The sequence below is a fragment of the Nocardia barduliensis genome (assembly GCF_013315795.1).
Classification (GTDB): domain Bacteria; phylum Actinomycetota; class Actinomycetes; order Mycobacteriales; family Mycobacteriaceae; genus Nocardia; species Nocardia barduliensis.
The window spans coordinates 1-24,300 of the sequence record NZ_JABLTE010000109.1; the positions used below are offsets into that span (position 1 = coordinate 1).

Genomic DNA, 24,300 nt, shown 5'->3' on the forward strand with positions numbered 1-24,300 from the left:
CCCTGGCCCCGGCCCCCGCCACGACCGCGAAGCCCTCGCCCGCGCTGGCGGGCTCGCGGTCATGACCACCACACCGCCACGGTCATCGACCCCGGCACCGGAGAACGCGGCGGTGTCTCGATGGCGCGGTGGCGTGGTGTTCAGCCCCGGGTTGATGGCGTTCACCGGCCGTATCGGCGACGCGAGAGCGCATGCGCATGCCGCCGTGCAGGTCCTGTTCGTCGCCCGCGGCCGGCTCACGCTCACCGACAGCGGCGGTGGCACCGCGGTTGCCGACGCCGCGATCATCCCGCCCGGCGTCGGTCACGAGGTCCACGCCGACGCCGACACCAGTGGATTCGTCGCCTTCCTCGATCCGGATAGCACGACCGCGCGCGCCGCGCTGCGCCGGCTGGCCGGGCTGCCCGCCGATCAGGCCGCCAGCTGGGTCAGCGCCGCCACCCCCGCCGACCGACACATCGCCGTGGTCCGCGGCCGCCGGGCGAGTACCGTCGTTCCCATCCGGTGGTGGCCGATGCGCTGCGGATCGCGGGCAGTTATCCGGGTGGGCCGCCGACGCTGGTGGACCTGGCCGCCTGCGTGGGGATTTCGGCGAGCCGCTTGTCGCATGTGTTCATCGCGGAGGTCGGATTGCCGTATGCGGCGTGGCGGCGTTGGACCCGACTTCAGCGGGGGTTCGCGGTGGTCCGTGAGGGCGGTTCCTTGACCGAGGCCGCGCACGCGGCGGGGTTCGCCGACAGCGCCCACCTCACCCGCACCTGCCGCGACCTGATCGGTATCACTCCGACCGACGCGCTGATCGCCACCGGGTGGCGACCCCCACCGGACAAACGGGCTCAGGTCAGCTGATTTCTTCAAGCCCCCACCCGGGTGCGGAGGCGACGCTGGACCCATGTCCACGCTCGCCCGCCCCCTCATCCGCTACGGGTACGCCCCCGTGATGCTGCTCGGCCTCAACGGCGCCGGGATCGCCGTGACCGCTGCCGGCGCCAGCAAACTCTGGCTGCTCGCCCTGCTCGCCGTCGCGGTCGCGTTGTCGTTCACCGCCGAACGCCTCCTGCCCTACCAGCACGCCTGGAACAACTCCCAGGGCGATTCCGGCCGCGACGGCGCCCACGCCTTCGTCAACGAAACCCTCATCCTCGCCAGCGTCGCCGCCATCCCCGCCCTCGCGACGCTCATCCCCGGCGACGGAATCTGGCCCACCAGTTGGCCATTCCTCGTCCAGGTGCTGATCGCGATCCTGGCCGCCGACCTCGGCATCACCCTGGCCCACTACGCCAGCCACAAAATCGAGGTGCTGTGGCGCTTCCACGCCGTGCACCACAGCCTCACCCGCTTCTACGGCCTCAACGGCCTGATGAAACACCCCCTGCACCAAACCATCGAAATGACCGCCGGCGTCAGCCCGCTGCTGCTCGCCGGGAGCCCGGTCCCGGTTGCCGCCGCGTTGTCGCTGGCGGTCGCGGTGCAGCTGCTGTTGCAACACTCCAACGCCGACTACCGCATCGGTGCATTGAAACATGTTCTGGCGCTCAGCGAAGGCCACCGCTTCCACCACCTCAAATGGGCAGGCATCGGTGATGTCAACTTCGGGCTGTTCACCCTGGTCTGGGACCACCTGCTACGCACCTACAGCTACGACCCGCACCGCCGCTTCACCAGCGACGACCTGGGCATGGCCGCCAAACCCGACTACCCCACCACCTACCTCGCTCAGCTCGCCGAACCCTTCACCCGCCGCGGCGGGTGCACGTTCACCAGCACCGACACCCACGCCGTGCACCCAGCTGCCGCCGCCAAGGCGACCACACCCTGACCCGCAACCCCGCATCGCACCCGCCCATCTCGAAAGGACATGTCATGGCATCGATCCCCCCGGCAGCACGCGCCCGCTACCACGAAGAAATGCAGGCCGCCAAGACCAGCGCCGACCCGGCTCAACGCTGGACACACCTCGAACGCGCCCACATCTTGTCCCAACCCGACCCGTGGCTGCACACCCGCAACCACCTCGCCATGTTCGCCCTCGCTGTGCGGCAGCGTGACCGCCGCGAAGCCCTCGGCCAGGTCGTGCGGATCATCGTGGCCGCCCCCGGATCCCTGTCGGGCCGCTACCCCGAAGGCAACACCGGCCGCGCCCGCGTCAGCCTGCGCCAGCCGATGCCGACCCCGCCGGATCTCGCGGCCCTGCTGCACCCGGCTGCCGCCTGACCGCAAGGCTTCGCCGTCCGCGGCAGGGTCCCGGGTGGTCTAGTCCGGGTTTTCGAGCCAGCACACGGAAGACCACTCCGCCGCGGCCGGTGCGGGCGCAGTACTCGTCCTGAACCCGGCGTCGGTGAGGTAGCCGACCGGTTCCCGGAGATGGTCGGCGGCCAACCGCCAGCAGTTCGGCCCACCGCCACTGCACTATTCGTTGGTCGTGAGATCGCGTGACCGACAGCAGGTAGCGCGGCGATCGCTCTGTCGGGGCGGTTGAGGATGTTCAGTGGTGGACAATGGCGTGGGCTTGGTGCCGGTGTTGGGTCAGGCGGTGCGTGGGGCGTACATGATCACGGTGACGCCGAGTAAGCAGACCAGGGCGCCGGTGACGTCCCAGCGGTCGGGGCGGAAACCGTCCAGGGCCATGCCCCACGCCAGCGAGCCGGCGACGAAGACGCCGCCGTAGGCGGCGAGGATGCGACCGAAGTGGGCGTCGGGTTGTGCGGTGGCGACGAATCCGTAGAGCCCGAGAGCGATGACGCCTGCGCCGATCCAGGCCCAGCCGCGGTGCTCGCGCACCCCTTGCCACACCAGCCAGGCACCGCCGATCTCGGCAACGGCGGCCAGGACGAACAGCAGGATCGAACGCAATACGGTCATGGCTGCCGAGCCTACGATCCCGGGTTCACGACGTGGTGGTGCAGCCGCACCCCGAACCTGTGCAGGCAGCGGCCGAGTCGGTATCGCTGGTGCATCCGGCGCGGCGGGCTCGGGCGCGCGACCAGATCAGTCCAGCTGCTCCGGCGGCGGGCAGGACGAAGCCGAGCGGTTCCAGCCACGACAGGCTCAGCAGGGTGATGCCGCCGCCGAGGATCCCGGTGGCGAGCAGGATCGGTGCCAGGCAGCAGCCGAGACAGATGGCCGCGCCCAGTCCGATCGGCGCCCACCAGCGCCGGGAGCTGGTGGTGGGGTCAGCAGCCACAGTCGCCTCCCACAGTGGTGGTGCTGTCGTGGTCGTCGGTAAATGGCACTGGGCAGCAAGGGCTTTCGCTGCATGCGATCAGGTCGTCGCATCCAGCCTCCAGGGCGGCGCGCAGGGTGTCGCGCACCGCGGTCAGCTCGGCGAGCTTCGCGTCGACCTCCGCCAGCTTCGCCGCCGCACGGGCCTGCAGCCCGGTATCGGCGCGGCGGCGCCCGAAGTGGGTGACATCCAGCAGGTCGGCGACCTCGTCGAGGGTGAACCCGAGGCGTTGGGCGGCCTTGATCACCCGCAGCACCGTGACCGCCTGCTCCGGATACAACCGATGCCCGCCCAGGGAGCGGTCCGGTTCGGCGAGCAAGCCGCGGCGCTCGTAGTAGCGCAACGTCTGCGCGTTCACACCGGCCGCGGCGGCCAGTTCCCCGCTACGCATGCCCGTCATCGACCGGCTCCAGCGACGGCGGTCTGGGCGCGGGCTGCCATCGCGTCGAGCACCTCGATGTAGGCGGTGGGCACGTCGATCCACATGACGGTGCCCGCCGGGGTGGATTGGAAGGTGAAGGTGTAGAACGAGCAGCACGCCGACTCCCGCGCAGCCAGATCCCGCCCGACCGGCTCGGCGTCGGCGTCTGCGGTGAGGGTCAGCTCGAGCCGTGTGGGATCCGCGCGGTGGGTGGCCTGCACCGAGTCGGCGAAGAACTGGTCGAACTCGGCCAGCCGCGTCGGACGCTCCGCGGTCGGCAGGGTGCATGCCGACAGGTTCATCATCAGATCAGGTTGATCGTTGTTGGTCATACGATCACGGTAAACCTGTACCCCGGTACAGGATGCAACCCCGAAATGCCGGACCGGGCTGGTCTTCGGTCAGGGGTGCGTGTTGATCGGTTGGCTCGCGCAGTGGTCGCGCTGGCCGGTGTGGGAGCTTTCGAGCACGGTCATCGCGCTGTCGCGGACTTGTTGCAGGCGCGCGAGTTGGGTGTCGATGCGGTCCAGCACCTGCTCGAGTCGCCAGCGTTGGTTGGCGCACGTCGTGTCGCCGTCGTCGAGGTCGCCGAAGGCGTCGACGACTTCATCGAGCGTGAATCCCAGTGCTTGCAAGGACTTCGTCAGCCGGATGCGGTCGGCAGCGTCTGGTCCGTAGCGGCGGTAGCCGGACGGCTCCCGGTGCGGGGCGGGCAAGACACCGCGGCGTTCGTAGTAGCGCACCGTGTCGACGGTGACGCCGGCCTCCTTGGCGACCTGGCCGATCTTCATCGTCACCTCTCCCGCGATCGGTCTTGACTCTGGACTTAGGTCCAGACTTTACGGTTGCCGGTGACAGGACACCACCACGACAACGAGGAGCAGATCGGTGACCGAAACCCACGACATCCCGCCCGATGCACCCATCGTGTGCACGATCCGACCCGGCGACGACGAGCACGCGATCATGAATGCCTACCGCGGATTGTTCGCCGAGGCGTTCATCAGCGGTCAGCGCACCGAGTGGGGAGTGCGCTGGACCTTCCGCCAGCAAGACGACATCGAGACGCGGGTGCGGCAACAGGCGGCGTTCGAGCAGAACTGCTGCCCATTCCTGCGCATGGCGATCACCGTTGCCGACGGCACCGTGGTGTGGGATGTGATCGGACCGGCCAATGCGGCCGCGTTCCTCGACGAGTACGCCCAGTTGCCGCAGACCGCGTTCGGCAGCGTCGACGCGCTTCGCGATCGCACGATCGCGGCGGGAATGACTCTGAACGACCAACGCTAGCCACAGATCGTCGAGCCGTTTGCTCATCCCTCGCCCCGGCGTTCGGCGAACACCGATCTCATCGGGGGCCACGTCCTCGAGCGGCCGTCTGCCGCCGGAGGATGGCGGCAGGCTTGTCGACGACCCTCATTGTGTTAGGAGACTCCCGAAGCTAAAGTTTGGCCAGGCTAAATTCGGTATTCGGTGAGGCGGTATTCGATGGCGGCGGCGTCGCGGCGGAATTTCCTTGCAGGTGGTGCGCTGCTCGGGGCAGTCGGAACCGTCGCGGTTCCCGCGATGGTCACCGCCGAACAGCGGCCCGCCGGAGGTCACGGCAGCGGTCACGGTGACACTGCGGTGGCGTCGGTTCACGGTGGTGGCGTGGAGGGCCCGACCTTCCGGCTGGGCGCGACGGTCGATCACGACGCGAACGGGTTCAACCCGACGGCGATCTTGCGCGATTTCGACTACGGCCAGGTGTCACGGCTGCCCGACGGGCGAACACTGCGCACCTGGGAGATCGCCTCCAGCGACGAGGAGCTGGAAGTGGCTCCCGGCGTGCGGTTTCCGGCGTGGACATTCAATGCCCGCGTCCCCGGCCCGACCCTGCGCTGCACCGAGGGCGACCAGTTGCAGGTCACCTTCACCAACGGCTCGCAGCATCCGCACACGATCCACTTCCACGGCATCCACCCCGCCGAGATGGACGGTGTGCCCGGCATCGGCCCCGGTGTCATCGCACCGGGGCAGTCGTTCACCTACGAATTCGACGCCCGCCCGTTCGGGCTGCACCTGTATCACTGCCACGTCGGTCCGCTGGCCGAGCACATCGCCCGCGGCCTCTACGGCACCTTCATCGTCGACCCGCCGACCCCGCGCCCGCCCGCGGACGAACTGGTGATGGTGATGCACGGCTACAACACCACCTTCGACGCCGAAGGCAACCAGCTGTATGCGGTCAACGGCATCCCGTTCCACTACATGCACGAACCGGTGCGGGTCACACGCGGTGAGCTGGTGCGGATCTACCTGGTGAACGTCCTCGAATACGACCCGATCAACAGCTTCCACATCCACGGCAACTTCTTCGACTACTACCCCACCGGCACCCGGCTGCAACCCACCGAGTTCACCGACACCGTCGTGCAAGCCCAGGGGCAGCGCGGCATCTGCGAACTACGCTTCCCGCACCCGGGCCGGTTCATGTTCCACGCCCACAAAAGCGAGTTCGCCGAACTCGGCTGGATGGGCATGTTCGAGGTGGTCGAACCATGACCGAACCCGCTGCCACCCACCCACAGACCTCCCGGCTGCCCGCCTGGGTCTCCTGGGCCGGAGTCGCCCTGCTGGTCGCCGCCGTGCTCACCGCCCTCGGTCTGGTCGGTGGGCGCGCGCTGCCCGACCGCACCGGCCCACCGGTGGAGGAGCTCGCGGTGGAGCACACCGTCCTCACCCCGGGCCGGATCGAGCTGACCGTCCGCAACACCGGGCCCGACCCGGTCACCGTCGCGCAGGTCTTCGTCAACGACGCCTACGTCGACGTCCGCGGCGGAGAACAACCGATCACCCGAAAGCGCACCGCCACACTGGAGTTGAACTATCCCTGGCAGAACGGGCAACCCTATCTGGTGTCGATGCTCACCTCCACCGGGCTGGTGATCGAGCACGAAATCCCCGCCGCCGTCGCCACCCCGCGCCCCGGCCCTAGTTTCTACGGCCTCATGGCGCTGCTGGGCACCTACGTCGGCGTCATCCCCGTGCTGCTGGGCATGCTGTTCCTGCCGCTGCTGCGCCGCACCGCCGGTTCGGCGCTGCGACTGCTGCTCGCCGTCACCGTCGGCCTGCTGGCGTTCCTGGCCGTCGACGGCGCCAGCGAGGGCCTCGAACTCGCCCAAGGCTCCGGCGGCGCGTTCGGCGGCGCGGAACTGGTCATCCTCGGCGCCGCCGCAGCCTTCCTGGCGCTCACCGCGGTCGACCGCTTCCTGCGCGCCCGCCGCGCACAAGGCGAGGCCACCGGGCGCCGGTTGGCGTTCATGATCGCCGGCGGGATCGGCTTGCACAACCTCGGTGAAGGCCTCGCCATCGGATCCGCCTACGCCGTCGGCGAACTGGCGCTCGGCGCCTTCCTCGTCCTCGGTTTCGCCATCCACAACACCACCGAAGGCGTCGCGATCGTCGCACCACTGATCCGGCAGCGCACACCACTGCCCACACTGCTGACCCTCGGGCTGCTGGCCGGCGCCCCGGCCATTCTCGGCGCGGTCGTCGGCGCCAGCGTCAACAACGCCGAACTATCCGCGCTGCTGCTCGGTGTCGGCGTCGGCGCCATCGCCCAAGTCATCGTCCAGATCACCCCCGCGCTGCGTGCCGAGGGCCACGACCGAGCCGACGCCACCATCCTCGGCGGCATCATCGCCGGAATCGCCGTCATGTACCTGACCGGCCTGCTGGTCACCGCCTGACAGGACACCGACTCGCCATGACCCCACCAGCACACCCCAGCCTGCCCAGACGCACCTTCCTCGCCTGCGCCGCCGCCGCGACCGCGGTCACCGCCACAGGCTGCAGCGCGGGCCACGCCACCGACACCGCACCGTTCACCGTGCCCAGCACCGACATACCAGTAGGCGGCGGCAAGATCTTCCCCGACCAGGCCACCGTCATCACCCAGCCGAAACCCGGCGAATTCCATGCCTTCTCCACCACCTGCACCCACCAAGGCTGCACCGTCAGCGACATCCGCAACGGCCTGATCGTCTGCCCCTGCCACGGCAGCCGCTTCCGCATCACCGACGGCACCCCAGAACGCGGACCCGCCCGAGAACCCCTCACCCGACGCGGAACCCAGACCGAAGGCCACAACATCCACATCAACTGACACCCACAGCTACCGAACGGCTCGACCACACCGATCAGCGGCGCACGCCGCCCGACGCGAAACCAGCGTGCTGGGCGGGATGCCGCCACGGCGTCATCGCGCGGCAGCCGCCGCTGTGCTTGTCGGCCAGCACGAGGCGCTGTTCGAGCGCGAGCAGGATCTGACGTCATTCCCGGCGGCCGGCCTCGGCATCGATGGGGACGGACGCATTCCCAGCTGGGTTGTGCGGCGTCCGGTCTGCCCGAGCACAGCGTCGGAGTAGGAAGAGCCCTCGGAGAACAGGCCCCGTTCGGCCAGACCCACCCCGATGAACAGCAGGGTCACCGGGAACTCGTTGGCGATGTATTTGAAGTGGTTGCTGATCTCCAACCGCTGGTCGCGTTCATGCGCAGGAAATGCAGGTCATCGGCCACTAATAGCCTTGTCTCGCAGGACAGGACGCGGTCCAGGGCGCGGCCGGCGAATTGGGCGGCGCTGCCGCGTTCTGTGCACGGGTGGGCGAAGAATTTCAGCATCGCCCGGTTGAACTCCCGCATCCCGGTGTTGCCGGTCAATCCGACCCGGCACGCCGGCCACCGCTGGTGACCGCTCGTAGTACGGTCGCCGCCTTCCGTGATTTCGCGGCGGTGGAGCTCCTTCGCGAACGCCAGCACCGAGGTTGTCTTACCCAACCCCGGGAATGCGTCGATCCCGACCGCACCCTTGGCCTTGTCTCCGTCCTGGGCGTTGGAATCGACGATGTCCCACAACTGTTCATGAAGCTCCGCCAGCTGCGGAGTCCTCAGCCGCCCCAGGTTGGCGTGCCACCCCCGGCGACGCCGGTTGTAGTCGACCTGCAGTATGCGCGGCGTCACCGCTGCGGCGGCAGGGGCCAAGACCGGGATCTGCTGTCCACCTGCGCGCTGGCGGATCGGAATCCGATGTCTCTTGGCCACACGCAACATGGACACGTAGCTCGTGCCGAGTTCTGCGGCGATATCGGCAAGGGTGCGCTGGCCGATCACATACTGGGCGAACAGCCACTCGCGATCGCGCATCTGGTGCCGGATCGATGGTTCAGGCTTCGATCACTACATCGAAAACCCTGTCGGGCAGGTGGTCGAGAACCCTGGCCCGCGTCGCGATCGCGCGGAAATTCTGCCAAAGCCGACGCCGGATGTCGCTGTTGGTGCGATTGTGCAGCATCGCCAGACGGGATTCGAGGTGCCGAAGATCGCCGGGCCGAGACGCCCGCGTGGATCTCGTACTGGCGGGAAGATCTGTTTCGGTCAGGAGCCTGTCTTGTGGGATGGCTTGGAGCACCTGGTCCGGCATGGCTGCGTTGACCGAGAAGTAGAGGTCCATCTCGACGGCGCGCTGTACCTGATCGGTGTCGCCGAGAAACCAGTGCAGCACCGCACCGGGGTGCGGTCGCTGGGCGAGCAGGTCCAGCACTGTGTCGACCTGGCCCGCGCTGTGGATCGAGAGGAGAACCTCTCGGGTCTTCGGCGATCGCGAGAACCTGTGAGAAGACCGCCGTCTGAAGCTCGCGGTCGCCACGGCGGTCGAGGCCGACTTCGCCGATGAGACACGGACCGGCCAGGGTCGAACGGAACTCATCCGCGTCGAACTCGACCAAAGCTGCCTTCACACCTGGATGGGCTCCGGTGCCCAAGATCAGCGTTGAGTCTTTCCGATCGAGGGCGACGCGTGCTTCGTGCGGTGTCCGCGTGACGGCCAACACGATCGCGGGCCCCAGTGCCGCTATCTGCGTGCCGGTCACGTCCGTTGCGATGTGAGCGTGGCAGTCCAACGGGGACAGCCGGTCAGGGAAGGGGGACACGTCTGATCTCCTCCAAGCCGCGTTCGCAGACCTCGATGATGGCGTCGATGTCCGTGCTCGGTGGGAGCGCTCCGACAGCGAGGACGGAGAGATCGTCGAACCCTTCGGCAAGTGCCTGCCGGACATCGCGAATGTCGCGATAGCGCCGCTCGTGCAGCTTCTGTTGCGCGTCCCCAGACAGGGCGTCTGCGAGATAGATAGACCTGTCGATGTGGCCGCTGCGGGGGAACGCGCCTCGCCGGACGATGCACGCGACGCACAGGTCGCAGTTGAGGTTCGCGGTGCCCCCTGCGTAGTACTGGCCGTCGAATTTCGAACACGACACGCTGGATGCGGCCGCGGTCAGCAACTCTTCGCCGACGTGGTCATGAGCGTGGTCCAGGAGTTCGCCTTTGGTGTGATAGTGGTAGGGATTCGCGATGGTGACGGGTATCGCGAGCTGCCCGAGCAGGTCATTGATACGGGTGAAGGTCTCGGGGTGGGTCGACCGTGTCGACAGCGCCCCTCCTCGCGCCGCGGTGAGCGGTGGGTTGATACTGGTGAAACCGTTCTCCGGCACTGTTACCCGATGGGCGCCGGAGGCGGCGGCCATCGCGGTGGCCAGCGCCATGAACAGCAGGCTTCGGCTCCTTGAGGAAGACTCGACCGCGTTGCCGCGCTGGCGGAATTCGAAGCGACGATGGAGGAAGGCTTCTATCTGCTTCGATTTCATCCAGCCGACGAGCGTGTTCTGTGCTCCGCGTACTGCGTTGTTGCCGTCGGCATGGCTGCACATCAGAAACAATGTCGCTCCACCTCCAGCCCGGCGAACCGGCGGCCGGGCATAGGAGGCCATCTTCCAGCACATGTGATCCGGCACGACAGGTACCGCCCGGCCTGGATCGTTCATGCCCAGGTCCACTGAGGGCGACGGTCCGGCTGGACGTCACCGTGGGCCCTGCGTCAGCATCCCGAGAAACTCACCCAGGAACCGCGCCCACTCATCACCCACCACGACCTGACCCTCAAACACCAACCCACCGACGGAACAAGAGGCTCACAGCTACTCCAGCCGTTTTTCCGAAAATTGCGTCACACCTGCCACTTTCACGTACAAACCGAGAACTTGGGTTGACTGTTATCGGTCAGCGATCTAGGTTAGAGGCGTCTTCCGCACGGATCGCCGTCATCGGTGGTCCGAATTCGTGTTCAAGTCCCCTCTCGCGCACAGATTCACGCCAGTCGTGACACTTCCCCGAGCCGCGTGTTGGAGTGCACTCGCACACCCGGAGTCCACCAGTGGAAACACGCTCTGAACTGCACCGATTCGTGGCCCATCTGCCAGATTGCGACACATCTGCCGCCTGCGAATAGTTTGCTGGCGAGGGTGGTCACCGACGATCGCGCCGGTCATCCCACCGCGGTCGCCGTTGCAGGAACTCATTTACAGACCGCAGGTCACGAACCGCTTGGTCCGTCCCGCCGACGGCGATGTCGTGTACGGAATCTGCTGTGTCGGGGACTAAGGCCGGATCCTCGACAAGATCACCTTCGTCGCGCTGGGCTGGCGTCCGGGCATGCGTCTGGAGTTGACCTGTCTGGATGCCGGGGTTCTGCTGGCCCGCCAGGTTCCCGAGGGTGGTATCACCATGACCCGGGGGCGGGTACTTCCGCGTTCCGTATCGACTCCGGCGTCGAGTTAATCTGTTGATCGGTCAGCGGGCCTGCTGATCGGGCACCGCACCCGCCGCGTGCTGCTGATCCATCCGCCCGCCGCGCTCGACGAGTTGTGCGCCGCAAGCCTGCGGCTGCTGAAGCGGGGGCGTGATGACCGCACTCACCCCTTCGACCGCGACGGCGGAGACTGTAGCCGCCCCACGGTTGCTGCTGACCCAGATGGGCACCTCCCCTACCGATCTCGTCATTCCCGACACGCGGATGCCGACCTTCGCGGAGGTGATCCCCCAGGCCCGGACCCGGTTGCTCGAAGGCACCCTGCGCACCTACAACACGCATTTCGAGCACTGCTCGCACACTGGTCCCGATGGCGTCGAAGCCATCCTGGAGGAAGACATCGGCCCCTACACCGATGCGCTCAACTCCGCAGAAAGCCCTCGCGCCGGCCGACCGCTCGGCAGCTAATACCTCATTCCCCTGCCCCACACGGCCGCTACCTCGGCACCTCCCACGCGCGCGAGATCCACACCGAGCTGGCACCGATCGCGCGGCAACTGCCCCGAGCGCGGGCTGTGGCGTTCGGCGGCGTGCTCGAACAGGTGCCGCATCAATGTGGGGACACCGGCTGCCAGCGGTCGGTGCCGTTCTTTTCCCGTAGGTAGACCAAGCATTGGTCGGGGTCGAGATCGTGCGGGCGCAGCGCGAGGGCGCCGCCTCGGCGGCAGGCGGTCTCGATATGCAGGCGCAGATGGTCATCCCATCGCAGTCGCCGCTGCAGGAGCGCGTTCACAGACCGCTGGTCACGAACCGCGTGGTCCGTTCCGCTGATGAGGATCTCGCCTTCGGGATCCGCTCCATCGGGGACGGAGGCCGGATCCGCGGCATGATCACCTCACTGCGCTGGACCGACGTCCAGGTATTCGCCTCGAGCTGACCTGTCTGGACGCCGGAATGCTGCGCCGCCCGGTCCGGAGGTGGCATCACCATGACCGAGGGCGGCTACTTCTGCCCCGGCGGCATATGTAAGCCAACGCCTCTGGATCTGGCTACACAGCCCTACACCTCTGCCGCCCGCATGTGCGAGTTCATAGGTCGCTCGCAGCTCTCGCAGACGTCGGAAACGGGAAGTCCCTGGTCGCTTGCGGAATCCAGCCGCTTGCCGACGACAGGTCTTCCAGACCGTGGGAGGCGGCGGTGTCGAGCATCCTCGACCGGGATCTCCGTCCGGCACGCGGGAGACACACCCTGGCACCGGTGACGCCTAGTTCGGCCAAGCGTTCGCGCCGCTCGACCTACGGGAAGGCCATGTGCTGGCACCATCGCGTTCGAGTCTGTAGCGCACACATTGAAATGCCGATTCCAGTGTCATTTACCGGCAACTATTGAGGAATCATATACATAGATACGAAGGATTGATTTCCTGTATAGCGATCTTCTACGCAGACTTTGTTCTATTGCCTGCTCGCCCTATGCGAGTACCCCCACGGGCGACGGACCCGCTCCCGCCGGGCCGCCTGGGCGGCTTCTGGCTGCTTAGTTGAACGGACTGGTGCAATTAGATGCTCGATATCACCACGGCGCTGGATGGCTTACATGGTCTGGCCCTGTACGCGGCCATCGCGGCTCTGACGATCTCGTTGTTCTGGATTCCGATGGGGCTGATAATTCCCGGCGAGCCCCTTTTTGTGCTGGTAGGCATTCTCGCGGCCGGTGATCGCGTCGATTTTCAGATCGTGCTGGCTGTCGTGATCGCCGTAGTCTTCGGCGTGCCTGACACGGCGCCGTCTCATCGGTCGTGTCGTTCGCTGTCGCGGCGCTGGTATTCCCGGAGAACGGCCAGTTGCCTGCGTTCTTCGGTGTGCTCGGTCGTCACGAGATGCTCCGCTTCGGGCTCCGGATCCGGGCGGAGAAACGAACCTGGTCCTGGCTTGCCCGCCAACCCCAGTTTGTTCATCTTCTTCGGCACCGGGGCGCCTTGATACTCGAGCGGAACCGGGTGGCCGTGGTCGTCGACCGGACCCAATGGCTGGTGCATCTCGATGTATTCGCCGTGCGGTAGGCGTTTGATCACACCGGTCTCGATACCGTGGGCGAGTACCGCGCGATCGCTGCGTTGCAGGCCCAGGCACATCCGATAGGTCAGGAAATAGGCCGTCGGCGGGCCCAGCAGCACCGCGATGCGGAAGAACCAGGTCGTCGCGTTGAGCGAGATATTGAACTTCAACGCGATGATGTCGTTGACACACGCCAGCGTCAGCACCACGTAGAACGTCAGGGCCATGGCGCCGATCGCGGTGCGCACCGGCACGTCTCGCGGGCGTTGCAGCAGATTGTGGTGCGCGGTATCTCCCGACAGCCGCTTCTCGATCCACGGGTAAACCACCAGCACCGCGAGCACCAACCCCATCGCCAGCGCGACCCAGAAGGCCGCAGGCACGGTGTAATTGCCGATGTACAGCTCCCACGGCGGCATCAGGCGCGCGATACCGTCGGTCCACATCATGTAGAAGTCCGGCTGCGAACCCGCCGATACCTGCGACGGGTTGTACGGGCCCAGGTTCCAGACCGGATTGATCTGGAACACCCCGCCCATGAACGACACTGTCGCGAGGGTGAACATGAAGAACGCGCCCTGGTCGAGGGAGAACACCGGCACGATCCGAGTGCCGACGACATTGTTCTCGGTGCGGGCCGGACCGGGGAACTGCGTGTGTTTCTGGTACCAGACGATTCCGATGTGGGCGATGACGAGCGCCAGCATGATCGCCGGGAACAGCAGTACATGGGTGATGTACAGCCGGGGAATGATGATGTCGCCGGGGAAATCGCCCCCGAAGAGCAGCCAGTGCAGCCAGGTGCCCACGATCGGGATGGACATCGTGATACCCGAGAAGGCCGCGCGCAGACCGGTACCCGACAGCAGATCATCAGGCAGTGAATAGCCGAAGAAGCCCTCGAACAGAGCGAGGATCAGCAGCAGTGCGCCGATCACCCAGGTGATCTCACGCGGGCGGCGGAACGCGCCGGTGAAGAAGATCCGGCACATATGCACGATCATCGCCGCCACGAAAAGCAACGCTGTCCAATGGTGCAGCTGCCGCACGAACAGCCCGCCGCGGACCTCGAAACTGATATTCAGCGTCGACTCGTAGGCCCGGGACATGGTCACACCGCGCAGCGGCTGATACGCACCGTCGTAGACGACATGGCTCATCGACGGGTCGAAGAACAAGGTCAAGTAGACGCCCGACAGCAGCAGAATGATGAAGCTGTACAGCGCGATCTCCCCGAGCAGGAACGACCAATGGGTCGGAAAGACCTTGTTGATCGAGCGTTTGACGAAGGCGGAGGCGCGGTAGCGCTGATCCACGGCGTCTGCTCCCCGAGCCGCAGTGCTCATAGCTGGCGAACCTCCTGATCGTCGGCGAGGGCTACCCACAAGACACCTGCGGCCATCGATCTATGACATGCTGTGCCGCAAATCACAGATCGACCGTCTGATCGCTTCCCGTCGCCGCGTCCCTGGAGCGTCGTCGGCACATCGGCGTGAGCGATCTGCCGACAACCGCGGGGCGGGGATCCACCGAATCCCCGCCCTGCGCTTCTCCGCGATGTGGGCGCCTGCGTTGAGGTTCGACCGCTGCTGGAACGCCCCCAAGGCGGGTTCCCGCCCAGGTGACGATCTCGGTCCTATCGGGCCGGTTCCGTCCAGGTGACCGGCAGTTCGTGGACGCCGTAGATATTCATGTCGGTCCTCAGCTTCACCTCATCGGCGGGGATGGCGAGTGCGAGGGCCGGGAAGCGGCGCAGCAGTCCGGCGAAACCGGCACGCATCTCGATGCGGGCCAGTTGCTGGCCCAGGCATTGGTGGATGCCGTGGCCGAAGGACAGGTGACCGCGGGCCGTGCGGTGGATGTCGAGGGCGTCGGGGTTGTCGAAGCGCTGGGGATCGTGGTTGGCGGCCAGCAACGAGACGACGACGGTCGATCCCTTGCCGATCGTCTCCCCGCCGAGCTCGATGTCCTCGGTGGCGTAGCGATAGAAGATGTCGGCAACGGACAGGTAGCGCAGGAGTTCCTCGACGGCGCCGGGCAGCAGATCCGGGTCGGCGCGCAACTCGGCCAGCTGCTCGGGGTGCTCGAGGAGCGCGAAGGTGCCCAGTGCCAGCATGTTGGCAGTGGTCTCGTGGCCCGCGAGCAGCAGCAGGAAGGCGATGCCGGTCAGCTCCTCGATGGTGAGGTCGTCGTGGCGGGCCAGGTCGGACAGGATGTCCTCGCCGGGTTCGGCGCGTTTGCGCATGACCAGTTCGGCCAGGTACGTCGTCATCGCGCCGTACGCCGCCATCTTCTGCTCGAGCGGCTGTTCCTTGATCAGGAACTTGGCGGAGTTGACCTGGAAGTTCTCCCGGTCGGCGTAGGGGACGCCGAGCAGTTCGCAGATCACCAGCGAGGGCACCGGCAGCGCGAACGCCTCGACCAGGTCGACCGGCGGGGTCAGGCTCGCCATCTCGTCCAGCTGCCGTTCGACGATGTCGCTGATGTGCGCTTCGAGCTGCTTCATGCGGTGGACGGTGAACGCGCCGGTCAGCTTGCGCCGCAGCCGGGTGTGATCGGGCGGGTCCATCGCGACGAACAAGCCCGGCACCTGCGGGGACGGTTCGGTAGCGACGGGCATGCCGGTCTCGTACGGCACGTGCAGGATGCCGATGTCCTGGCGGGAGCTGAACCGGGTGTCGGCCATCAGCCTGCGGACCGCGTCGTAGCCGGTGACGAGCCAGCCCTCGTGACCGTCCGGGAAGATCAGGGGGCTGACGGGGCGAGCCTCGCGCAACTCGGTGATTTCCCGGGGCGGGTCGAAGGGGCTTGCGTTGCGCTCCATCGGCAGGCCGTGCGGGATGGGAACTGTTCGACTCATCAGATTCTCTCTCTTGGCTGTGGTTGCGGGCTGATTGACATACGACTGGCACGGCTCCGACGCCGACATGCCGGCGGCACTGTCTAGTCGCCGGGGACGAGGGTGAGCGCGCCGGACGGGCACACCTGGACGGCCTCGCGGACGGCCACCTCCCGCTCGGGCGCGGGTGCGAGGTCCAGCGGCACCACCCGGCCGTCCTCGGTGTCCTGGTCGAACACTTCGGGGGCGGTCAGGACGCACATGCCGGCGCTGATGCAGCGCTCTCGGTCGACCCTGAGTTCCATCGGTTACCCCTCGGTCCAGGTGATCGGGCGGGATCTCCGAACGCGTTCCCCGGACATCGCGATTGCTGAACTGTTCACAGGAGTACTGTCGCCAGCCCGGCTGATACCGGCCTGATACCGACCTGACACGTCCGCTGACACGACGTTCGCCCTGGTGGTCGTCGCGGATCGCCGCCATCGGCCGGGGTTGTCACCAGAGGGACGGGCGGCCCGGTGACCGCCGATCGTCCACGGCAGAATGGTCCGGTGCAGATCGGGATGCTTGGACCGCTCGAGATCCGAGCAGATGACGGCGGATTGATAGCGATACCGGGCGCTCGGTTACGGGCATTGCTGATCGCCCTTGCCCTCGAGCCCGGCCGCCCGGTTTCGAAAGCCGCGCTGGTCGAGTGGATTTGGGGTGAGCAACCGCCCGCCGACGCGGCGAACGCCTTACAGGCGCTGGTCTCCCGGCTGCGCAGGGTGCTGCCGGACGGCTCGCTCGACGTGCAGGCCGGTGGCTACCGGCTCACCGTGGAACCCCGCGCTGTCGACGCCGTGCGATTCGAACAGCTGATCGACCAGGCCCGCGGCGACGACGCGCACCGGGCGCAGCTGCTGCGGGAAGCGCTCGACCTGTGGCGCGGTGCGCCGATGCAGGACCTCGGCATGCCGGACAGCGCGGCTGTCGACGCGGTGATCACCCGGCTCGAGGGGCTGCGCCTGGCCGCCATGGAGGATCGATACGAAGCGGAGATCCGCCTCGGCCGGGGCACCGAGCTGGTCACCGAGCTGACCGAACTGGTGGCCCGGCACCCGGTGCGGGAACGGCTCGTCGCCGCGCTGATGCGCGCGCTCGGCGGCGCCGGTCGCGCCAACGAGGCGCTGATCGTGTACCAGCAGGCCCGCGAAGCCCTCGCCGACACACTGGGCGTGGATCCCTCCCCCGAACTCTCCGCGCTGCACGTCGCCCTGCTGCGCGGCGAAGTGGGAGCGGAGGAGAACGATCGCAGGACGAACCTGCGGGCCGAGTTGACCACATTCGTCGGCAAATTCGCCGACATCGCCGCCGTGCGCGAACTCATCGCGCACCATCGGCTCACCACGTTGACCGGGCCCGGTGGCTCGGGTAAGACCAGACTGGCCCTGGAAACCGCCAGGACCCTGCTCGACGACCTACCGGACGGGGCCTGGCTGGTGGAGCTGGCGTCCGTCGGCGCGAGCGGTGACGTGGCGCAATCGGCGCTCGCCGCGCTCGGGCTCCGGGACGCGCTGCTCGGCGGCGCACCGAACGCGGAACCGATGGATCGGCTGGTCGCGGCGATCCGCGAGCGCGAAACGCTGTTGATCCTGGACAACTGCGAGCACGTGATCGAGGCCGCGGCGGCGTTCGCCCACCGGCTGCTCGGCGAGTGTCACCGGTTGCGGATCCTGGCGACGAGCCGGGAACCGCTCGGCATCACGGGTGAGGCGTTGTGGCAGGTCGTGCCGCTGGCGTTGCCCACCGAGGACGCGGACCGCGGTGAGATCGAGTCCTCTCCGGCCGTTCAGCTGTTGCGGGACCGGGCCGGTGCGGTGCGCCAGGATCTCGCGGACGACGCCCGCACGCTGTCGACCATCGCGCGGGTGTGCCGGGCGCTCGACGGAATACCGCTGGCGATCGAACTGGCCGCGGCCAGGCTGCGCACCATGTCCCTCGATCAGCTCGCCAACCGACTCGACGATCGGTTTCGCCTGCTGACCGGCGGCAGCCGAACCGCGCTGCCGCAGCACCGGACGTTGCGGGCGGTGGTCGACTGGAGCTGGGAGCTGCTCACCGACGCCGAACGGATGGTGCTGCGCAGGCTCGCCGTGTTCGCAGGCGGCGCGAGTCTGGAGGCGGCCGAGCAGGTTTGCGCGGGCATCGAAGGCGGGTACGAAGGGCAAGGGGACGGGAAGACCGTCGCGGTCGAGCGGTGGGAGGTGCTCGAACTGCTGACCGCGCTGACCGAGAAATCGCTGCTGCTCACCTCCGGGGACAGCGGGCCGCGCTATCGGATGCTCGACACGATCGAGCAGTACGCCCGGGAACGGCTCGTGGACTCGGGGGAATCGGATTCGGCGCGCCGAGCGCATCTCGCGTACTTCACCCGGCTCGCCGACACCGCGGAGCCGCACTTGCGCCGCGCCGAGCAGTTGGAGTGGCTCGCCACGCTCGAGGCCGAGCACGACAACATCGCTGTCGCGATGCGCGGCGCGCTCGCGGCCGAGGACACGCCGGGGGCGATGCGGCTCGCGGCGGTCGCGGGCTGGTACTGGTGGCTCAGCGGGCACAAGGCCGAGGGCATGGAGCTGATCACCGCGGCCGCCGGCCTGCCCGGCGAGGTGGACGACGAGACCCGAGCCAGGGTGTACGCGCTGGTCGTGCATTTCATGAGTTCCGGGCCCAGTGACGAGCACCATGTGGAGGAATGGATCCACAAGGCATACCGCTTCAGCCGGAGCAGTCAGGGCGGATACCCGCTGCTGGGGTTCGTCGCCGCGCTGGAACGCATGGTGCAGGGGCCGGACGCGTTGCTGCCCGCGTTCGAACCGCTGCTGACCGACGACGATCCCTGGGTGCGGGCGCTGGCCCGGCTCCAACTGGGCAAGGCGCGGATCGCGCTCGGCCAGGACGGGCGGGAGGCGGACGAGTATCTCGAGACGGCGCTCGCCGAGTTCCGTGCCATCGGCGAGCGCTGGGGCATTTCGTTCGCGCTGACCGAGCTGGCGAACCGAATCGCCACGCGCGGCGAGTTCGCCGGTGCGTGCGAGCATTTGGACCGAGCGATCGCGGTGGTCACCGAAGTCGGTGCGATCGAGGACGTCTTCCTGATGCGGGCGCGGCAGGCTCAGCTGTACTGGCTGCTGGGCGATGCGGAGGCGAGCGCGGCCGCCATGGCCGAGGCGCAGCGCTACGCGGATCGATCCGCGTGGCCGAACGCACTGGCCGAACTCGCCTTGGCGAAAGCGGAGCTGGCCCGTTGGAGCGGCGACATCGAGCAGGCATACCGGCAGATCGACGTCGCGACCACCATGCTGGGCAGTGATGTGGAGCGCAGCTACATGACGGCGATGACACATAGCATGCTCGGCTACCTCGCGGACGGTGTGGACGAAGCCCGCGAACGGCACGCCGCGGCCTTCGAGGCGGCAGCCGCGGCGGGATACGCGCCCCTGGTCGCCCAGGTACTGGTCGGGATCGCGGACCTGGCCCTGCGTGACGACCAGAACGAGCAGGCCGTGCGACTGCTCGCGGCTAGTGCGGAAGTACGCGGACTGGCCGATCGTTCCCACCCGGACGCGACCCGGATCGAGCAGACAGCACGGCGTCGCCTCGGTGAAGCGCGGTTCACCGAGGCGACGAGGGAGGGTGCGCGAGCGAATTGGCGTGATCTGGTCACCACTACGCTCGCTTGCTGAACGTGCCGAAACCGGCTGCGCCCCGGTGCACGACGCTGGTGTGTCGTGCACCGGGGTGCGGCGTGAACTAGACCGGGGTGCCGTCGCACCGGCTGCGCTAGGCGGCCGTAGCGTGCCGAATGACGATGTTGCCGTAGGAATTGCGCGCGTACACCTGCACGGTCTCCGCGTTGTCCCGCGGCCGGTCGACCGGTCCCATCTGGTTCTGCACGGTGCCGTGCTGAGCGTTGGCTTCCAACCGTGCCGCGCTGCCCGGGTGGATGCCCACCTCCAGCTCGCCCATGGAGGTCTCCAGCCGCAGCACGCCGCTGGACGCTTCGCCGATGCGGATGTCGCCCTTGGCGGTTTTCGCGGTCACCGAACCGCGTGGGTGCTCGACCGTGATGTCGCCGGCGGATACCTCCAAATCGCACGGGCCGAGTTCGCCGGCGCCCAGCAACCGGCCCACCGCGGCGGTGCCCTTCAGCCGGGAGCCGGCGGGCACCTCGATGGTCACCTCGATCGACGGGTTGCCGCCGAACGGGGTGTAGGTCCGCCAGTCTTTCGGCGTACGCACGGTCAGTGTCCCGGCGGTGAAATCGACCGCGGTGTGCTCCGCGGCGCGCACGTCACCCTTCCTGGACCGATCGGCCGGACGGACGTCGACCACGGTGTCGGTACGGTCGGAGGCGATCACGGTGACGCTGCCGGAGAGCACGTCGACGGTGATGGCGATCGGTTCCGGTGTCTCGAATGCAGGCATGGCTGTGCTCCTTCGGTAGGTGGATCGGTGGGTGTGAATCCGAGGCGGACTGATCGCGACTAGGCCCGCTTGGTGAACGTGGCACGCGACCACAGGTAGCCGACGAGGGCGAACCCGGCGCACCAAGCCAGCGCGGCGGCCGTGTAGCCGCCGGAAGGGTGGCCGGCGAGAAACCCACGTATCGCTTCGATGATCGGCGTGAAGGGCTGATACTGCGCGAACTGCCGGATGCCCTGTCCCATCTGGCCGGCGGGCACGATCGCGCTGCTCACGAAGGGCAGCATGATCAGCGGCACCACGGTCATGCCCGCGGCTTCCGGAGTTTTCGCGGCCATACCCAGTGCGACCGTGAGCCAGGCGGCCGCGAACGATGTCGCCGCCATGATGCCGATCGCGCCGAGCCAGTGGAGTGCGCTCGCCGACGGCCGGAATCCCAGCGCGAAGGCCACTGCGAGGACAGCCGCGATGGCTACCGCATTGGTCAATATGGTGGCCACGACGTGGCCGGTCAGTACGGCGCCGCGGGAGACGTCCATGACCTTGAACCGGTTGATGATGCCCTTCGCCATATCGGAACTCACCGATACCGCGGTGCCCGACAACCCGTAACTGATGGCCAGCAGGATCATGCCCGGTGTGGCGTAGTCGATGTAGTCCTCGCCGACATTGAACGCGTTGCCGAACACGTACACGAAGATCAGCATCATCACGACCGGCATCAGAGCCGCGTTGAATATCGCGACCGGAGTTCGGGCGATGTGCTTGAAGTTGCGGCGCAGCATGATCGACGAATCGGCCAGCGGTGCGGAAATAGTGCTCATTGTGCGATAGCCTCCGTGGTCGCGTGACCGGTCAGGGAAAGGAAAACATCGTCGAGGTCGGGAGTGTGGACGGAGATCTCTTCGGCCTCGATCGAGTGTTCGTCGAGCCGATCCAGCAGGTCTCGCAGTGATTTCGTGCCGCCGTCGCCCGGCACTCGCAAGGTCAGGGTCTCGTCGTCGCGGGTGGCGCCGGGCAGGATTCGCGCCGCCGCAGCCAATTCCGCGACCTGGGCGAACCGGAGGCGGATGTGGCTGCCGGGTACTCGGCGCTTGAGGTCGTCGGGAGTTCCTTCGCCGACTATGCGGCCTTGATCGAGCACCGCGATCCGGTCGGCCAACTGATCGGCTTCCTCGAGGTACTGGGTGGTGAGGAAGATCGTCACACCGTCGGCCGTCAGTTCCCGGACGATTTCCCACATGGTGCGACGGCTGCGCGGATCCAGTCCCGTGGTCGGCTCGTCCAGGAAGACGATGTCCGGCTTGGTGACCAGCGTCATCGCCAGGTCCAGTTTGCGGCGCATTCCCCCGGAATACGCCGACGCCGGCTTTCGCGCCGACTCCACCAGATCGAACCGTTCCAGCAATTCGGTGACCACCCGTTTGCCCTCGGCGGCCCGCAGATGGTGCAGATCCGCCATCAGCCGCAGGTTCTCTTCCCCGGTCAGCAGATCGTCCACCGCCGCGAACTGACCGGTGACCCCGATCGCCGCGCGCACCGCTCGAGGCTCGGTCGCGATATCGTGCCCGGCCACGCGCGCCGTGCCGCCGTCGGCTTTCAGCAGCGTGGTCAGCACGTTCACTGTGGTCGTCTTACCCGCCCCATTCGGACCGAGCAGAGAGAAAATCGTCCCGGCGCCGATATGCAAATCGATGCCATCGAGGATTGTTCTGTCCCCGTATGCCTTCCGGAGTCCGGAAGCCGCAATCGCTGAGCTGTTCATGTGAACACTGTCGCCAGCCCGGCTGATACCGGCCTGATACCGACCTGACATGTCCACTGACACGATATTCGTCCTGGTCACCGGGGCAGACGGGGGAATCATCGGCAGCCGTCAGTTGCGGGCACGACCCCTGCCGGGCCGTCGCGACCAGCGGTAACGATCCCGAACCTGAGCACGCCTCTTTCCGAACGCCGGGTCAGTGGTCCGCGAGGGCGCCCGCCTCTTGTCCGGTGGGAGGATTCAGAATGTAGTGCCCGTCGCTCGGCTCGATGGAGCGCGCGCGAATCTCGGCGGCGTCGCGGCCCCATCGGGTTCCGCTCGACCACTTCAGGTCCGCGATGGTGGGTATCTGCGGCAGGTCCGCGCCGCTCAGGTCGGCGCCGCTCAGGTCGACGTCGTCCAGGTTCGCGTCGCGCAGGTCCGCGTCGCGCAGGTTCGCGCCTCTGAGATCCGCACCCCTGAGGTCCGCGCCGCTCAGGTCGACGTCGTGCAGGAGCGCGTCGTGCAGGAGCGCGCCGTTGAGGTTCGCGCCACGCAGGTTCGTATTGCGCAGGTCCGCGCCGTTCAGGTTCGCGTCGCTCAGGTCCGCGTCGCGCAGACTCGCGCCTCTGAGGTCCGTGTCGCGCAGACTCGCGCCGCGCAGGCTCGCGCCGAACAGGTTCGCGCCCCTGAGCTTCGCACGGCCCAGGAAGGCACGGGCCAGATCCGTGCCGGACAGGTCTACGCCGGACAGGTCCGCGCCGGACAGGTTCACGCCGTGCAAGCGCGCGGTCACGCCGGACAAGCGGGCGATATCCAGTCGCGCGCGGATCAGGTACGCGCGGGCCGGATGCACATCGGGCAGATCCGTGGCGGCGCGAGTTCGCGTGCCCTCAGTGAAAGCCGAGTGTGCGGAGCTGACATTCGTTCGATAGTCGACAGGGCGGTTCGGCGTGAACGCGGGCGTCGATCCGGCCAGCGCCGCCAAGAACCGGCGACCGTTGCCGCGATGTTCCTCGGTCGAGACCGCGGCGAATGTGGGCGTCGATCCGGCCAGCGCCGCCAAGAACCGGCGACCGAAGTGCCGCTGGCTCATGGCGTCAGCTCCTTGCTGTTCGGGTCTTCCTCTCCGGGCAGGAGCGACTGCACATAGCGGCTCACCTTCTTCACGACCACCGGGGTGGCCGTGCCGATCCCGAAGGCCACCAGCGCGTTCGCCGCGATCACCCCGCTGTCGAGCACGACGGAAGCGGTGGCGGCTCCGACGCCGAGCTGCACCAGAACCGATGCGGCGTAAGGGCCGCCGCCCGGCCCCTGGGGCCAGACCCAAGGCCAGCCCTTGACTCTTCGCGTGGCCTCGACGAATACCACTCCGCAGTTGACGGCTGCGCCGACGCACCCCCATACGGCATACAGCCACATACCTGAACGATAAGCCATCACTGGCGGTTACGCCGGTGGACAGCAGCACGGTGCGTGCGTCCCCGGCAGCATTCGGTCGCGACCGCTTCGGCCGGGACCGCTTCGGCTACGACACGCTCGGTTACGACCCGTTCGGTTACGACCGATCCGGAAGGGACCGGTCCGGTTACGACCGCTTCGGCCGCGACGAGTTCGGTTACGACACCTGAGGTTACGACGCCTGGGGTTACGACAGATCCGGGTACGCCGCGCACGGCTGTGCCCGCACCGGCGCGGACCGCCCCGATGCCGACCACGCCGAATGTGAGCGGTTGCGCGATTCTCGTCCCTCGACCGGAAGTTCGTGACTGCGCGGCGGCGGGACGAAAGCCCTGATGGCGGCTGTTCGGTCGGGTGAGGGCAATGGGGACAACTTCGTGCCGCACGCAACGCCGCAGTGAATTCGCCTCGGGGCCGACCCGCTAGCCGCTACGGTCCGAGGTGGGTGCAGGTGCCCACCCCCTGAGGG

29 protein-coding genes are annotated in these 24,300 nt (G+C 67.4%); 11 read left to right on the plus strand and 18 right to left on the minus strand.

Annotated elements, in window-relative coordinates; translation table 11 throughout:
- Nucleotides 1-82: 82 nt before the first annotated feature.
- Nucleotides 83-457: a hypothetical protein gene (locus HOV91_RS40280; protein WP_051047330.1), complete on the minus strand. Its 375-nt coding sequence runs from the start codon at nt 455-457 to the stop codon at nt 83-85.
- Between the two features lie 50 nt (nt 458-507).
- Between HOV91_RS40280 and HOV91_RS40285 the strand changes: the two genes are divergently transcribed.
- The 3 genes from HOV91_RS40285 to HOV91_RS31900 are packed head-to-tail and all read left to right on the plus strand — an operon-like array spanning nt 508 to nt 2,214.
- Nucleotides 508-849, plus strand: coding sequence for a helix-turn-helix transcriptional regulator (locus HOV91_RS40285; RefSeq protein ID WP_051047331.1), 342 nt, complete (start codon nt 508-510; stop codon nt 847-849).
- 43 nt (nt 850-892) lie between these two features.
- Nucleotides 893-1,819, plus strand: coding sequence for a sterol desaturase family protein (locus HOV91_RS31895; protein ID WP_043737291.1), 927 nt, complete (start codon nt 893-895; stop codon nt 1,817-1,819).
- Nucleotides 1,820-1,863: 44 nt separating this feature from the next.
- Nucleotides 1,864-2,214, plus strand: coding sequence for a DUF3703 domain-containing protein (locus tag HOV91_RS31900; protein WP_043737293.1), 351 nt, complete (start codon nt 1,864-1,866; stop codon nt 2,212-2,214).
- Between the two features lie 312 nt (nt 2,215-2,526).
- Here the strand turns inward: HOV91_RS31900 and HOV91_RS31905 are convergent, their stop codons facing one another.
- The 5 genes from HOV91_RS31905 to HOV91_RS31925 form a co-directional block, all read right to left on the minus strand.
- Complete coding sequence (locus HOV91_RS31905) at nt 2,527-2,862, minus strand: YnfA family protein (protein WP_043737295.1); 336 nt, start codon at nt 2,860-2,862, stop codon at nt 2,527-2,529.
- 25 nt (nt 2,863-2,887) lie between these two features.
- Nucleotides 2,888-3,184, minus strand: a complete 297-nt coding sequence (locus HOV91_RS31910; protein WP_043737298.1) for a hypothetical protein — start codon at nt 3,182-3,184, stop codon at nt 2,888-2,890.
- A complete protein-coding gene (locus tag HOV91_RS31915) occupies nt 3,174-3,623 on the minus strand; it encodes a MerR family transcriptional regulator (RefSeq protein WP_043737301.1) in 450 nt (149 codons plus the stop codon). The genes HOV91_RS31910 and HOV91_RS31915 overlap by 11 nt, the downstream gene beginning before the upstream one ends.
- Nucleotides 3,620-3,976 (minus strand): hypothetical protein, encoded by a 357-nt coding sequence (locus HOV91_RS31920; RefSeq protein ID WP_043737303.1) that lies wholly within the window; start codon nt 3,974-3,976, stop codon nt 3,620-3,622. The genes HOV91_RS31915 and HOV91_RS31920 overlap by 4 nt, the downstream gene beginning before the upstream one ends.
- Before the next feature lie 69 nt (nt 3,977-4,045).
- Nucleotides 4,046-4,435, minus strand: a complete 390-nt coding sequence (locus HOV91_RS31925; protein WP_043737306.1) for a MerR family transcriptional regulator — start codon at nt 4,433-4,435, stop codon at nt 4,046-4,048.
- A 97-nt stretch (nt 4,436-4,532) separates the two neighbouring features.
- On the opposite strand from HOV91_RS31925, the gene HOV91_RS31930 reads away from it, so the two are divergent.
- From HOV91_RS31930 to HOV91_RS31945, 4 genes are all read left to right on the plus strand, one after another.
- On the plus strand, nt 4,533-4,934 hold the full coding sequence (locus HOV91_RS31930; RefSeq protein WP_043737308.1) for a hypothetical protein: 402 nt from the start codon (nt 4,533-4,535) through the stop codon (nt 4,932-4,934).
- A 276-nt stretch (nt 4,935-5,210) separates the two neighbouring features.
- Complete coding sequence (locus HOV91_RS31935; RefSeq protein ID WP_438822711.1) at nt 5,211-6,188, plus strand: multicopper oxidase domain-containing protein; 978 nt, start codon at nt 5,211-5,213, stop codon at nt 6,186-6,188.
- Nucleotides 6,185-7,375 (plus strand): ZIP family metal transporter, encoded by a 1,191-nt coding sequence (locus tag HOV91_RS31940; protein ID WP_051047332.1) that lies wholly within the window; start codon nt 6,185-6,187, stop codon nt 7,373-7,375. The genes HOV91_RS31935 and HOV91_RS31940 overlap by 4 nt, the downstream gene beginning before the upstream one ends.
- A gap of 17 nt (nt 7,376-7,392) precedes the next feature.
- Nucleotides 7,393-7,791 carry a Rieske (2Fe-2S) protein gene (locus HOV91_RS31945; RefSeq protein WP_043737314.1) on the plus strand — a complete coding sequence of 133 codons (399 nt, stop codon included), beginning with the start codon at nt 7,393-7,395 and terminating at the stop codon, nt 7,789-7,791.
- 320 nt (nt 7,792-8,111) lie between these two features.
- On the opposite strand, the gene HOV91_RS31950 is transcribed toward HOV91_RS31945, so the two are convergent.
- The 3 genes from HOV91_RS31950 to HOV91_RS31960 all read right to left on the minus strand — a co-directional run bounded on the left by HOV91_RS31950 (nt 8,112) and on the right by HOV91_RS31960 (nt 10,502).
- On the minus strand, nt 8,112-8,828 hold the full coding sequence (locus HOV91_RS31950) for an AAA family ATPase (protein WP_245560508.1): 717 nt from the start codon (nt 8,826-8,828) through the stop codon (nt 8,112-8,114).
- A gap of 19 nt (nt 8,829-8,847) precedes the next feature.
- Nucleotides 8,848-9,390: a TatD family hydrolase gene (locus HOV91_RS31955; protein WP_083888037.1), complete on the minus strand. Its 543-nt coding sequence runs from the start codon at nt 9,388-9,390 to the stop codon at nt 8,848-8,850.
- A 206-nt stretch (nt 9,391-9,596) separates the two neighbouring features.
- A complete protein-coding gene (locus tag HOV91_RS31960; protein WP_157227694.1) occupies nt 9,597-10,502 on the minus strand; it encodes a hypothetical protein in 906 nt (301 codons plus the stop codon).
- Nucleotides 10,503-11,419: 917 nt separating this feature from the next.
- On the opposite strand from HOV91_RS31960, the gene HOV91_RS31965 reads away from it, so the two are divergent.
- Together HOV91_RS31965 and HOV91_RS31970 are read left to right on the plus strand one after the other, a co-directional pair.
- Nucleotides 11,420-11,734: a hypothetical protein gene (locus HOV91_RS31965; RefSeq protein WP_174189026.1), complete on the plus strand. Its 315-nt coding sequence runs from the start codon at nt 11,420-11,422 to the stop codon at nt 11,732-11,734.
- A 205-nt stretch (nt 11,735-11,939) separates the two neighbouring features.
- The gene (locus tag HOV91_RS31970; protein ID WP_174189027.1) at nt 11,940-12,203 is read left to right on the plus strand and encodes a hypothetical protein; all 264 of its coding nucleotides are present in this window, start codon (nt 11,940-11,942) and stop codon (nt 12,201-12,203) included.
- A 655-nt stretch (nt 12,204-12,858) separates the two neighbouring features.
- Here the strand turns inward: HOV91_RS31970 and HOV91_RS31975 are convergent.
- The 4 genes from HOV91_RS31975 to HOV91_RS31990 form a co-directional block, all read right to left on the minus strand.
- Nucleotides 12,859-13,059 (minus strand): hypothetical protein, encoded by a 201-nt coding sequence (locus tag HOV91_RS31975; protein ID WP_174189028.1) that lies wholly within the window; start codon nt 13,057-13,059, stop codon nt 12,859-12,861.
- The gene (qcrB, locus tag HOV91_RS31980; RefSeq protein ID WP_174189029.1) at nt 13,056-14,669 is read right to left on the minus strand and encodes a cytochrome bc1 complex cytochrome b subunit; all 1,614 of its coding nucleotides are present in this window, start codon (nt 14,667-14,669) and stop codon (nt 13,056-13,058) included. The genes HOV91_RS31975 and qcrB overlap by 4 nt, the downstream gene beginning before the upstream one ends.
- 290 nt (nt 14,670-14,959) lie before the next feature.
- Complete coding sequence (locus HOV91_RS31985; protein ID WP_174189030.1) at nt 14,960-16,183, minus strand: cytochrome P450; 1,224 nt, start codon at nt 16,181-16,183, stop codon at nt 14,960-14,962.
- 83 nt (nt 16,184-16,266) lie between these two features.
- Complete coding sequence (locus HOV91_RS31990) at nt 16,267-16,467, minus strand: ferredoxin (protein WP_174189031.1); 201 nt, start codon at nt 16,465-16,467, stop codon at nt 16,267-16,269.
- Between the two features lie 246 nt (nt 16,468-16,713).
- On the opposite strand from HOV91_RS31990, the gene HOV91_RS31995 reads away from it, so the two are divergent.
- The gene (locus HOV91_RS31995; RefSeq protein WP_174189032.1) at nt 16,714-19,887 is read left to right on the plus strand and encodes an AfsR/SARP family transcriptional regulator; all 3,174 of its coding nucleotides are present in this window, start codon (nt 16,714-16,716) and stop codon (nt 19,885-19,887) included.
- 97 nt (nt 19,888-19,984) lie between these two features.
- Here the strand turns inward: HOV91_RS31995 and HOV91_RS32000 are convergent, their stop codons facing one another.
- The 5 genes from HOV91_RS32000 to HOV91_RS32020 form a co-directional block, all read right to left on the minus strand.
- Nucleotides 19,985-20,629, minus strand: a complete 645-nt coding sequence (locus HOV91_RS32000) for a DUF4097 family beta strand repeat-containing protein (protein WP_174189033.1) — start codon at nt 20,627-20,629, stop codon at nt 19,985-19,987.
- 59 nt (nt 20,630-20,688) lie between these two features.
- Nucleotides 20,689-21,450: an ABC transporter permease gene (locus HOV91_RS32005; protein ID WP_174189034.1), complete on the minus strand. Its 762-nt coding sequence runs from the start codon at nt 21,448-21,450 to the stop codon at nt 20,689-20,691.
- Entirely contained in the window at nt 21,447-22,391 is a 945-nt protein-coding gene (locus HOV91_RS32010; RefSeq protein WP_174189035.1) for an ATP-binding cassette domain-containing protein, read from the minus strand. The genes HOV91_RS32005 and HOV91_RS32010 overlap by 4 nt, the downstream gene beginning before the upstream one ends.
- Before the next feature lie 196 nt (nt 22,392-22,587).
- A complete protein-coding gene (locus HOV91_RS32015) occupies nt 22,588-23,358 on the minus strand; it encodes a pentapeptide repeat-containing protein (RefSeq protein WP_246351241.1) in 771 nt (256 codons plus the stop codon).
- Between the two features lie 104 nt (nt 23,359-23,462).
- Nucleotides 23,463-23,792, minus strand: a complete 330-nt coding sequence (locus HOV91_RS32020) for a hypothetical protein (protein WP_174189037.1) — start codon at nt 23,790-23,792, stop codon at nt 23,463-23,465.
- Nucleotides 23,793-23,827: 35 nt separating this feature from the next.
- Between HOV91_RS32020 and HOV91_RS32025 the strand changes: the two genes are divergently transcribed.
- Nucleotides 23,828-24,001, plus strand: a complete 174-nt coding sequence (locus HOV91_RS32025) for a hypothetical protein (protein WP_174189038.1) — start codon at nt 23,828-23,830, stop codon at nt 23,999-24,001.
- The last annotated feature ends 299 nt before the right edge of the window (nt 24,002-24,300 follow it).

Coding starts and splice junctions, on each gene's coding strand:
- HOV91_RS31895 (WP_043737291.1), top strand. CDS start 893: ATGTCCACGCTCGCCCGCCCCCTCATCCGCTACGGGTACGCCCCCGTG.
- HOV91_RS31900 (WP_043737293.1), top strand. CDS start 1,864: ATGGCATCGATCCCCCCGGCAGCACGCGCCCGCTACCACGAAGAAATG.
- HOV91_RS31905 (WP_043737295.1), bottom strand. CDS start 2,862: ATGACCGTATTGCGTTCGATCCTGCTGTTCGTCCTGGCCGCCGTTGCC.
- HOV91_RS31915 (WP_043737301.1), bottom strand. CDS start 3,623: ATGACGGGCATGCGTAGCGGGGAACTGGCCGCCGCGGCCGGTGTGAAC.
- HOV91_RS31920 (WP_043737303.1), bottom strand. CDS start 3,976: ATGACCAACAACGATCAACCTGATCTGATGATGAACCTGTCGGCATGC.
- HOV91_RS31925 (WP_043737306.1), bottom strand. CDS start 4,435: ATGAAGATCGGCCAGGTCGCCAAGGAGGCCGGCGTCACCGTCGACACG.
- HOV91_RS31935 (WP_438822711.1), top strand. CDS start 5,211: ATGGTCACCGCCGAACAGCGGCCCGCCGGAGGTCACGGCAGCGGTCAC.
- HOV91_RS31940 (WP_051047332.1), top strand. CDS start 6,185: ATGACCGAACCCGCTGCCACCCACCCACAGACCTCCCGGCTGCCCGCC.
- HOV91_RS31945 (WP_043737314.1), top strand. CDS start 7,393: ATGACCCCACCAGCACACCCCAGCCTGCCCAGACGCACCTTCCTCGCC.
- HOV91_RS31950 (WP_245560508.1), bottom strand. CDS start 8,828: ATGCGCGATCGCGAGTGGCTGTTCGCCCAGTATGTGATCGGCCAGCGC.
- HOV91_RS31955 (WP_083888037.1), bottom strand. CDS start 9,390: ATGAGTTCCGTTCGACCCTGGCCGGTCCGTGTCTCATCGGCGAAGTCG.
- HOV91_RS31960 (WP_157227694.1), bottom strand. CDS start 10,502: ATGAACGATCCAGGCCGGGCGGTACCTGTCGTGCCGGATCACATGTGC.
- HOV91_RS31965 (WP_174189026.1), top strand. CDS start 11,420: ATGACCGCACTCACCCCTTCGACCGCGACGGCGGAGACTGTAGCCGCC.
- HOV91_RS31975 (WP_174189028.1), bottom strand. CDS start 13,059: ATGAGACGGCGCCGTGTCAGGCACGCCGAAGACTACGGCGATCACGAC.
- qcrB (WP_174189029.1), bottom strand. CDS start 14,669: ATGAGCACTGCGGCTCGGGGAGCAGACGCCGTGGATCAGCGCTACCGC.
- HOV91_RS31985 (WP_174189030.1), bottom strand. CDS start 16,183: ATGAGTCGAACAGTTCCCATCCCGCACGGCCTGCCGATGGAGCGCAAC.
- HOV91_RS31990 (WP_174189031.1), bottom strand. CDS start 16,467: ATGGAACTCAGGGTCGACCGAGAGCGCTGCATCAGCGCCGGCATGTGC.
- HOV91_RS32000 (WP_174189033.1), bottom strand. CDS start 20,629: ATGCCTGCATTCGAGACACCGGAACCGATCGCCATCACCGTCGACGTG.
- HOV91_RS32005 (WP_174189034.1), bottom strand. CDS start 21,450: ATGAGCACTATTTCCGCACCGCTGGCCGATTCGTCGATCATGCTGCGC.
- HOV91_RS32010 (WP_174189035.1), bottom strand. CDS start 22,391: ATGAACAGCTCAGCGATTGCGGCTTCCGGACTCCGGAAGGCATACGGG.
- HOV91_RS32020 (WP_174189037.1), bottom strand. CDS start 23,792: ATGTGGCTGTATGCCGTATGGGGGTGCGTCGGCGCAGCCGTCAACTGC.